Source organism: Arthrobacter sp. GAS37 (assembly GCF_044908325.1).
GTDB lineage: Bacteria > Actinomycetota > Actinomycetes > Actinomycetales > Micrococcaceae > Arthrobacter > Arthrobacter ramosus.
Map to the genome: position 1 here is coordinate 1 of NZ_JBIYDB010000071.1, position 10,134 is coordinate 10,134.

Annotated in this window: 7 protein-coding genes; 2 read left to right on the forward strand and 5 right to left on the reverse strand. The window is 65.4% G+C overall.

Annotation, left to right across the window (positions count from 1 at the left end; all coding sequences use genetic code 11):
- Positions 1-92: 92 nt before the first annotated feature.
- Positions 93-761, reverse strand: a complete 669-nt coding sequence (lipB, locus tag ABH924_RS24500) for a lipoyl(octanoyl) transferase LipB (protein ID WP_404503087.1) — start codon at positions 759-761, stop codon at positions 93-95.
- A gap of 144 nt (positions 762-905) precedes the next feature.
- Here lipB and ABH924_RS24505 point away from each other — a divergent pair, with 144 nt between their 5' ends.
- Positions 906-2,525, forward strand: coding sequence for a serine/threonine-protein kinase (locus ABH924_RS24505; protein WP_404503089.1), 1,620 nt, complete (start codon positions 906-908; stop codon positions 2,523-2,525).
- A gap of 4 nt (positions 2,526-2,529) precedes the next feature.
- On the opposite strand, the gene ABH924_RS24510 is transcribed toward ABH924_RS24505, so the two are convergent.
- A complete protein-coding gene (locus ABH924_RS24510) occupies positions 2,530-3,429 on the reverse strand; it encodes a TIGR01777 family oxidoreductase (RefSeq protein ID WP_404503091.1) in 900 nt (299 codons plus the stop codon).
- An 83-nt stretch (positions 3,430-3,512) separates the two neighbouring features.
- Between ABH924_RS24510 and ABH924_RS24515 the strand changes: the two genes are divergently transcribed.
- Positions 3,513-7,049, forward strand: a complete 3,537-nt coding sequence (locus tag ABH924_RS24515; protein ID WP_404503093.1) for a S41 family peptidase — start codon at positions 3,513-3,515, stop codon at positions 7,047-7,049.
- Positions 7,050-7,125: 76 nt separating this feature from the next.
- Here ABH924_RS24515 and ABH924_RS24520 read toward each other — a convergent pair whose 3' ends face one another.
- The 3 genes from ABH924_RS24520 to sucB form a co-directional block, all read right to left on the reverse strand.
- Entirely contained in the window at positions 7,126-7,554 is a 429-nt protein-coding gene (locus ABH924_RS24520; RefSeq protein ID WP_404503095.1) for an OsmC family protein, read from the reverse strand.
- 195 nt (positions 7,555-7,749) lie between these two features.
- Positions 7,750-8,121: a hypothetical protein gene (locus tag ABH924_RS24525; RefSeq protein ID WP_284981436.1), complete on the reverse strand. Its 372-nt coding sequence runs from the start codon at positions 8,119-8,121 to the stop codon at positions 7,750-7,752.
- 124 nt (positions 8,122-8,245) lie between these two features.
- Positions 8,246-9,976 carry a 2-oxoglutarate dehydrogenase, E2 component, dihydrolipoamide succinyltransferase gene (gene sucB / locus ABH924_RS24530; RefSeq protein WP_404503097.1) on the reverse strand — a complete coding sequence of 577 codons (1,731 nt, stop codon included), beginning with the start codon at positions 9,974-9,976 and terminating at the stop codon, positions 8,246-8,248.
- Between the last annotated feature and the right edge of the window lie 158 nt (positions 9,977-10,134).

A 10,134-nucleotide genomic window follows, 5' to 3' on the forward strand; every position in this document is an offset into this window, starting at 1 on the left:
CTTGGCCTTGATCCACTCGGGCTTGCGTTCGACCGGGACGGCTTTGTTGCGTTGTTCAACGCGCAGCAGCTTACGGCCTTCAGGTGCCAGGGTCACTGGAGTGCTCCTTCGGGGATGGATACGAGTGCTTCTTCGTGCTTGCGGAACTCTTCCACGAAGCGCTCGGCAATGTCGGCCGGGTTGATGGTCCTGCCGGTCTCAATGGACATGGTGGTGACGGTGGCGTCGGTGATGCCGCACGCGATGATCTGTGCGTAGGGAGCCAGGTCGTTGCTGCAGTTGATGGCGACGCCGTGCATGGTGACGCCGTCCAGGACGCGGATGCCGATCGCGGCGATCTTGCGGTCCGGACCCTTGTCATCGGCGAGGACCCAGACTCCGGCCCGGCCTTTGACGCGCGTGGCCTTGATCCCGTAGTCCTCCATGATCGCGATCATGACGGCTTCGAGGCGCTCGACGTAGTCACGGATCCCGGCGCGGTTCTTCAGCTTGAGGATGGGGTAGGCAATGAGCTGCCCCGGTCCGTGCCAGGTCAATTTTCCGCCGCGGTCCACGGGAACAACCGGTGTGCCGTCAAACGGGCGCTCGTGGTCCTCCGTGAGCTTGCCTGCCGTGTAGACCGCGGCATGTTCAAGGAGCAAGACGGTGCTGGGTTTATCGCCGGCAACAACCTTGTTGTGGAGTTCGCGCTGGATATCCCAGCCCTGCATGTAGTCAACGAAATCCGGGGCAAGACCCAGCTGTGAAAACTCAAGAGTCATGGGGACAAGCTTAGACCCCGCTGGACGCAGGCCATGATTTTGTGGCCAAGCTCTCAGTCGTACTCGGCTTGCTTGCTGGGCTCCTGCCCTCTGGCCTGTGGATAACTTCTGCGGCAATCCGCGATTTCCGGTATTTGTTGAGGCATGGAGACTTTTTCGCCCGGCGAGAGTGGTCAGGACCATGAGGGGGACATGCCCTCCCTGGACATCGAACCTTCGGAACCCGTGATCCCAGGATTTGTTCCGGTCCGTGAGCTGGGCCGCGGCGGGAGCGCCACGGTGTGGCTCGCAACAGAGCAGCGGTCGGTGAACAGTTTCGCCGTGAAATGCCTCGGCCGGAGCCCGTCGACGGTGGATCCAGGCGAGGCCAAGTCATCCGTGCTGCGTGAGGTGCGGCTTCTGTCCAGGCTGGACCATGAGCACCTCGTCAAGGTCCACGGCGTTGTTGAGTTGGCAGGGACCTTCGACGGCGGCTTGGGCGTGGTCATGGATTATGCCCCCGGGGGATCCCTCGGGCAGTTGGTGTCCAGCAGGGGGCGTCTTGGCGTGGGTGAGACGGTGACCATCCTGACGCCCCTCGCGCAGGCATTGGCCTATCTGCATCGCCAAGGCATGACACATTCCGATGTTTCGCCCGGCAATGTGCTCTTCACTGCCCAAGGAAAGCCGCTCCTCTCGGACATGGGCATTTCCCGCGTGGTGGGGGACGCTTCCGGGGTCCCTGAGTCCGGAACTCCCGGATTCGTGGATCCCGATCCGATTGTCCGGGGGACCGCGGAACTCCAGCCGCAGCGCGATACCTACGCCCTCGCTGCCCTTGGCTGGTATTGCCTCACCGGTTCCGCTCCGGACACTGCGGCACGCAGGCCGCCTCTGACATTGCTCGTGCCCGCGGTCCCCACAGCCTTGGCCGTTGCCATCGAGGCCGGGCTTCATCCCGATGGGCAACAGCGGCCCTCCGCGGCCGAATTGGGTGTCGCGGTCTACCGGAGCGCAGCGCCTGAAGCCGTGGACCTTTCGGTATCAGTGCACGCGACAGTTGTTCCGGAACTGATGACCCGGCGTCGGGGGTCCGGTCCTCGCTCAAAGCGCGCCCGCATCGCGGCGCTCTTCAGCCGCTTCCGCTCGCCGGTGGCAGGACGAACGCGCCGGCGGGCGGTTGCGCCGGTTTCCGTGCGGCGGCGGGTGGCGTCCGTTGTGCTCGCCGTCGGGCTAGTTGCAGGCGCCGGATCGGTAACCACAGTGTGGTGGGCCGGCCAGGAAGGGCGAAGCGCGAACGAGCCAGGCTTGCAGCGCAATACCGGGCAAGGAACCGTCCTCGACGAAGTTCCCCCGGCAGCAGAAGTTCCCGCGGCAGCAAGGGGCTTGATCCGATCCGCAAACCCCGAGGAAGCCATCAGGGGACTGTCTGCGATCCGGGACACAGCGTTGAGTTCCGGCAAGTTCGAGCTCCTGGACCACGTCAATGTGCAGGGCTCGGCGGCCGCCGCCTCGGATGGAAAGCTCAGGGATGAATTGATCGGCGCCGGCTTGGTTCTCGCGGGCTTTTCCACCACTTTGACCAGCGTGAGCGTGGAAGGCCCTCCCAGCCCGGACCGGGCAACAGTTGCTGTCACGGTGCAAACCTCCGCCTACGAAGAACGGGAGGCCTCAGGGAAGGTAGTCGGAGCGCGTCCCCGGGGTGAACCACAGGAACTCAGGGTGGTTCTCCAGCGTGGCGAGGACGCGTGGGGGATCACGGAGATCCTGGCCAAGCAGTCTTAAGCGATCATTTGCCGCCACTCGCCACCCATCGGGCGGCGTCCGCCAGCGCGGGGTGCTGCCAGGCGAAGCCTGAGTCCATTAACCTTGCCGGTTCCATGCGCTGGTTGGCGAGGACAAGTTCCTCTGCCAGATGGCTGCCGAGGGCCAGGCGCAGTGCGGGGGCAGGTACGCGTAAGAACGCCGGCCGGTGCAGGGCCGCCGCCAGTTGCGCAACGATGGCGTTGACGTCGGCGCTTTCCGGGGCGCACACGTTGACGGGACCTTCGAGCGACGAGTTGAGCAGGTATTCGAAGGCCGAAACTTCATCGACGAGGGAAATCCACGGCCAATATTGCCGGCCGTTTCCCAACGGTCCGCCCACGCCCATCTTCAACAACGGAAGGAGCGGCCCCAACGCTCCGCCATCAGGGCTGAGGACCACACCTGTACGTGGCGTCACCACTCGTACGCCGGCGGGTGCCGTGTTGGCGGTGGCCTCCCAATCGACGCACAGGGTGGCCAGCATGCCTTTGCCTGGCCCTGCGTCCTCCCGGAGCAGGCCGGCGCGGGATGAACCGTAGTAACCCGAGGCCGACTGGCTCAGGAACGTTCCGGGCGGAGTTCCCAGCCGTCCCATGGCCGCCGTGAGCGTTTTGGTTGTCCGCAAGCGCGAGTCGATGATGTCCCGCACGCGTGCTTTGGTCCATCGGCGCTCCCCGATGCCTGCACCGGAGAGGTTGACCACCGCGTCTGCGCCGTCGAGTACCGCCTCATCCAGTTGACCGGCGGCCGGATCCCAATATGCCTCGCCGGCTCCTGCAGGCGGACGGCGAACCAGCCGGACGACCTCGTGCCCACTGGCGAGGAGATGCGCGGAGAGCGCGGTTCCGATGAATCCTGAAGCACCCGATATCACGATTCGCATGCCTCATCTCATCATGGCAAGCATCACTTCGGCATTACGGCAGGCCTCAAAGGGCTCGCTTCTCCGTTGACTATGATCGAACAATGACCTCCTCCAGCTACTTCCGTTTCCCGCATTTGCACGGTGATTTGATCACTTTCGTGGCCGAAGACGACGTTTGGATTGCGCCCGTGGCCGGAGGCCGCGCGTGGCGGATTTCGGCCCAGCAGCTCCCTGCACGCAATCCCCGCTTCACCCCGGACGGCAAACGGCTCGTCTGGACGACGATCGTCGGGGCCGCTCCCGAGGTGGTGACGGCCAATGTCGACGGCGGCGGGTACCGGCAGTTGAGCTACTTCGGTCACAGCACCACCCGCGTCAAGGGATTCACCTCCTCAGGCGACATTGTGGTCACCACGGCTTTCGAACAGGCTGAGGGGCGGCACACGCATGCCTACGCCTTGCCGCTCGACGGCGGCCCCGCCGTCGGGCTTCCCTTTGGCCCGGTCGAATCGGTGGCGTTCGGCCCGGAAGTCGGGGACGAGCGTCCTGTTGTCCTTGCCAGCGTGCTCTCCCGCGAGCCTGCCTGGTGGAAGAGGTACCGGGGCGGTACCGCGGGGAAACTGTGGATCGACGCCGACGGGAACGGCGAGTTCGCCCGCTTGCTTCCCGAGCTCGACGGGAACCTCGCGGACCCGCTGTGGGTAGGCGGACGGATCGCCCTCCTCTCGGACCACGAGGGCTACGGAAATCTCTATTCGGTGCAGCCAGACGGTTCGGATCTGCGCCGGCACACCGATCACGAGGACTTCTATGTCCGGCACGCTGCGAGTGACGGCAATCGGGTCATCTTCGAATCGGCGGGCGAGTTGTGGATCCTGCCGACGCTCGAGGCCGATGCCGAGGCGGTGCGGCTGGACATCAGCCTGGGCTCGGCATCCCAGTCGCGCCGGCCGGCACCCCTCAAAGTCGCCGCTCATTTGGGCGACGTCTTCCCCAACGCCGCGGGTTCGGCCAGCGCGGTGGAATCCCACGGAACCATCCACTGGCTGCGCCATAAAGACGGACCGTCCCGGGTGGTCGAAGCGACTCCGGGCGTGCGGGCAAGGCTTCCCCGGCCCCTGATTGACGGTCGTATCGCCTATGTGGCGGACCACGACGGCGTCGATTCCATGTACATCAAGAGGATTGCCCCGCGTTTTTCAGGGCCGGCCGTTGAGGCTCCAGTCCAGGACGCCGCACCCGCGCCACGCGAAGCTGAAGAGGACGGGGCCGGACAACTGCCCCGCCCCGTCTCGGCATCGGCCATTACGGGACAGGCCGCGACGTCCGCGGTTCGACTGCCGGAACCGCACGCGGAGCCCGCTACGGCGTCCGCGGACGCTGAGGCTGCCCCGGTCAACCCGGCCGGTGGCGGAGCCGGGGAGTCACGGCTTGACTTCCTGAGGATCGATTTCCCCAGGGCGGCACGTCCCAGCGCCCTCGAAGCCAGTCCCGATGGCCGGTGGCTTGCCGTGGGTACCGCCTTCGGGGACGTTTACCTGGCCGACACTGCCAGTGGCACCTTGTCGCCGCTTGTCAGCGTGGGGGACGGCAACATTGATGGCCTCGCTTGGTCGCCGGACTCACAATGGCTCGCATGGTCCGAGCCTGTGACGTCCTTCGGCTCGCGGAGCAAGTTGCGCATGGTCAACACCGCCAACCCGGAAGACATCGTGGAGGTCACCGACGGCCGCTTCTGCGACGAATCGCCGGCCTTCACTCCCGATGGCAAATTCCTCGCGTTCCTCTCGAACCGCAGCTTTGATCCCGTCTACGACGGCCATGCCTTCGACTTGTCTTTCCCCAGCCCCATCAAGCCTTACCTCGTTGCACTCGCTGCAGCCACTCCATCGCCCTTCGGCCCGGTAGTGGACCTGCTGGACGAGGGTGAACCGGACGCCCTACCCGAAGGGAAGAACGGCGCGACGAACGGGGCGAAAGACGGTACGGGGGATAGTGCCGGGACCACCGTCAAGGTCCGCGTGGACCGTGAGGGGCTGCCGTTGCGCGTCATCGGCGTCCCGGTGCCGCAGGGCAACTACTCGGCGCTTTCGGCCTCCAGCGGCGCACTGCTGTGGCTCGACACCCCGCTCTCGGGTGTCACGGGAGATGGCCGTGGCACGGTACAGGACAAGGCGCCTGCTCCGGCCTTGGTCCGCTACGAGCTTTCGAAGCAGAAGCAGGTAACACTCGCGTCCGCTGTTGAGCGCTACCGATTGTCCGGAGACGGGAAGAAGCTGGTCTTCGTTAACGACAAGCAGGTTGTCGCCGTACCGTCCGACGCCAAGGTTGAGGAAGAATCGGGCGAGCTAGTCAAGGTTGAGCTGAACCGGATCCGGGTGGTCATGGATCCGTTGGCCGTATGGGGACAGGCATTTGACGAAGCGTGGCGGCTGCAGCGGGACTTCTTCTGGACCGATGACATGGCCGGCCAGGACTGGGATTCGGTGCACGGACGGTACCGTCCCGTCGTCGAACGCCTGGGTTCGCACGACGACTTGGTGGACCTTCTGTGGGAATTGCACGGTGAGCTCGGCACTTCCCACGCTTACGTGCGTCCGGCGGCGGTGGGCGAACCCGGGAGCAATGGACAGGGCAGGCTCGGTGCCGACCTCAAGCTCACGGAGGCCGGTTGGGAGATCACGCGCATCCTCGCCGGAGACACTTCCGACCCCCTGGCCAACTCGCCGCTGACGCGGCCGGGAGCCGACGCGAAGGTGGGCGACGTGGTCCTGGCGATCGACGGCGTCGGGCTCTCCGCAGACCGTACTCCGGCCAAACAACTGGTCGACGCAGCGGGCCGGACAGTGGAACTCACGATCTTGAATGGCGGTGGGCACGGTGAGGCGGCAGGCCAGCAGCGGCGGATCGCTGTGGTTCCGGTGAAGGATGAGGAACGCTTGCGGTACCAGGAATGGGTGCACGCCAACAGGCGCACCGTGCGCGAGGCCTCGGACGGAAAGTTCGGCTATCTGCATGTCCCGGACATGATGGCCAACGGCTGGGCGCAGCTTCACCGGGATCTCGATACCGAGACCGCGCTGGACGGATTGATTGTCGATGTGCGGCGGAACCGTGGCGGCCACACCTCGCAGCTCGTGGCTGAACTGATCGGCCGCAAGGTCACCGGCTGGAGCATGCCCCGCGGCGAAAAGCCGCGTACATACCCGCATCACGCCCCGCGCGGCCCGGTCATCATCCTGACCGACGAATTCGCGGGCTCCGACGGCGACATCATCACGCAGGTGTCCAAACTCCGCGGTATCGGCCCGGTCATCGGCACCCGCACCTGGGGCGGAGTGGTGGGCATCGACAACCGTTTCTCCCTGGCTGACGGCACCGGCGTGACCCAGCCGCGCTATGCCACGTGGTTCTCCGGCGGCATCGGCTGGAGCGTGGAGAACTTCGGCGTTGAGCCTGACATCGAAGTGGTGTTCCCGCCCCACGCCTATGCGGCCGGCACCGATCCCCAGTTGGAGTACGGGATCGGCGCGCTCAAGGAAATGGTCCAGGAGCTACCCACGGACCGGCCACCGCTGCGTGAAGGCTACCGCAAGGTCCGCCCGGCTGCCTTGCCCGCGAGGCCGCACAAGGGTTAGCTCAAGGCCTGCAAAACGAAGTCCCCGCCCTTCCGGAAGGAAAGGCGGGGACTTCGTTGCTTTGGACGTGTTGCCGCTAGGAAGCGAGCGTGGCATCCAGCGTGATCGGAGTTGCCCGGAGTGCCTGGGATACCGGGCAGTTGACCTTGGCGTCTTCGGCGAGGCGCTGGAATTCTTCCTCGGAGACACCGGGGATGCGTGCGCTCACGGTCAGGTGGATGCCCGCGATGCCAACGCCTGGCTGGAAGGTGACGTCGGCCTTGGTGTTGACCTCTTCCGGCGTGAATCCTGCGCCTGCCACGCCGTTGCTGAACGCCATCGAGAAGCATGCCGAGTGTGCTGCGGCAATCAGTTCTTCGGGGCTGGTCTTGCCCTCTGCGGACTCCGCGCGGGCCTTCCAGGTGACGTTGAAGGTTCCGAGTCCGGAGCTGTCCAGCGTGGTGTTGCCGGCGCCTTCGATCAGGTTGCCGTTCCATACCGTGTGTGCGGTGCGTGTTGTAGCCATGTCCACTCCTCAGCGTCGTTGCGAATTGGCATCCGGATACCGGGTGCCGCCGGGTTCAATCCTAGGGATTCGACGGCGGCGGTGCACCGCTTGTCCGCTCTCAGAGGATTGTGACTGCCACTCTTTGAGAAGCGACGGTTTAAGCGGCGACGGCCGCCTGGACGGAGAGTCCAGACGGCCGCGTATCGAGGCGGTTTACGGCCAGATCGTGGCGATGGCGATGTTGAGCAATGCCAACCCGCCGACGCCGTGCGCCAATCCGGTGGAGACTGCTTCGCCCTTCTTGACCTTGCGCGAGCCGATGACGGCCATCACGGCGACTGCGAGACCGATGGCGAACTTGATGCCGAGCTTGAAGTAGTCGGGCTCGCCGAAGTGGGCCGGATCTTGGTTGTGGAGCACCGGCAGGACTCCCATCATGGCAATGCCGGTGATCAGCTGCACGAAGGCGCCATCACGCTGACGTGGGTGGACGGTCGGCTGCTTCATGGTGGCGATCCAAAAGCCCACGATCATGGCTGCGCCGACGATGTGCAAGAACAGCAGGACACTGAAGAGAATACTCATGGCTCCACCTTAGCCAGAATCTTCTACGAGCCGTAGCAAAGCCACGGGGAAATATCCGGGCATGAAAAACGGGAAGCTCCCGGCGGTTTCCCGTCGGGACCTTCCCGTCACGCGATAACTGGAATCAGAGGCCCAGGTCGGCTTCGAAGGAACCTTCCTCAAGGCGGGCCCTGAGGGTCTGCAGGAAGCGGCCTGCGTCGGCGCCGTCAACCAGGCGGTGATCGTAGGTCAGCGACAGGTACATCATGGAGCGGATGGCGATCGAGTCATCGCCGTTCTCGTCGGCAACCACGACCGGTCGCTTGACGATGGCCCCGGTGCCCAGGATGCCCACCTGGGGCTGGTTGATGATCGGCGTGTCGAACAGTGCGCCGACAGAGCCGATGTTGGTGATGCTGAAGGTACCGCCGGACAGTTCGTCCGGACCGATCTTCCCCTGGCGGGTGCGGCCGGCGACATCGGCGATCTTGCTGGCCAGGCCGGCAAGGTTCAGGTTGCCGGCGTCGGAAATGACCGGGACCAGCAAGCCCTTGTCGGTGTCCACCGCAATCGCGAGGTGTTCAGCGTTGTGGTAGGTGATTTCCTGCTTGTCTTCGTCGTACGCGGCGTTCAGCTTGGGGTGCTGCTTCAAGGCTTCGGCCACGGCCTTGGCGATGAACGGCAGGAAGGTCAGCTTGACGCCGTTCTGGGCTTCGAAGGAGCCCTTGGCCTTGAGCCGGAGCTTGGCGATCTTGGTCATGTCGACCTCGTGCACCTGGGTGAGCTGCGTTGAGGTTTCAAGGGACTCGCGCATGCGGCGGGCGATGACCTGGCGGATGCGGGGAGCCTTCTCCACGGTCCCGCGAAGCGAGGAGGCCGCCACGGGGGCGGCAGCAGGCTTGCTGGGGGCGGCAGGGGCTGCGGACGCCGGGGCGGCGGCTGCTGCCTTCTTGGCGTCGGCCGCGGCAAGCACGTCCTGTTTCCGGATACGGCCGCCGACGCCGGTGCCCGTCACGGTCGTGATGTCGACACCGCTCTGGTTGGCCAGCTTGCGGACGAGGGGGGTGACGTAGCCGGACTCGCTCGAAGACGCTGCGGGTGCGGCGACCGGTGCCGGAGCTGCGGGGGCGGCAACCGGTGCTGCTGCCGGTGCCGGGGCTGCCGGAGCGGGTACGGCTTCAACAACGGGGGCTGCCGCGGCCGGGGCTGCTGCTACGGGTGCCGGTGCGGCGGCGGGTGCCGGTGCTGTTGCTGCGGGGGCGCCGGAGCCGATGACGGCAAGAACGGAACCGACTTCGGCAGTGTCGTCTTCGTTGACGCGGATCTCGAGCAAAGTACCGGCCACAGGGGAGGGGATCTCGGTGTCGACCTTGTCGGTGGAGACCTCGAGGAGCGGTTCGTCCACCTCGACGGTGTCGCCGACGGCCTTGAGCCAGCGGGTGACGGTGCCTTCGGTGACGCTTTCGCCCAAGGCGGGGAGAGTCACGTCGTGACCCGATGCCTCGCTGGAAGCTGCTGCAGGGGCTGCAGGGGCTGCGGCTTCTTCGGCTGCGGGAGCCGGTGCAGCTTCAGGGGCGGGGGCAGGGGTTGCCGGTGCTTCTTCCGCAGGTGCGGCTGCGGGCGCTGCAGCGCCGTTGCTGCCGCTGCCGATCCGAACCAGGGGAGCGCCGACTTCGGCGGTCTCGTCCTCAGCTACGAGGATTTCTTCGATAATGCCGGCAATAGGAGACGGGATTTCGGTGTCTACTTTGTCGGTGGAAACTTCGAGCAGGGGCTCGTCGACTTCCACTCGGTCACCAACCTGCTTGAGCCAGCGAGTGACGGTGCCTTCGGTGACGCTTTCACCAAGGGCGGGCAAGTTAACGGATTCAGACATGTCGTCCCCGTTCTCCTTATTGATCTTTAGTGCGGATGAGTGTTGCCTGCTGGGGTCCTGGGGCCCCCCATGGGTGGGGGGCCGGGCCCCGGGGGTGTGGTAAAACAAATACCAGGGGCGGCGTGTCAAGCCCTGGGCTGGGGGGGAGGGCCACCCGG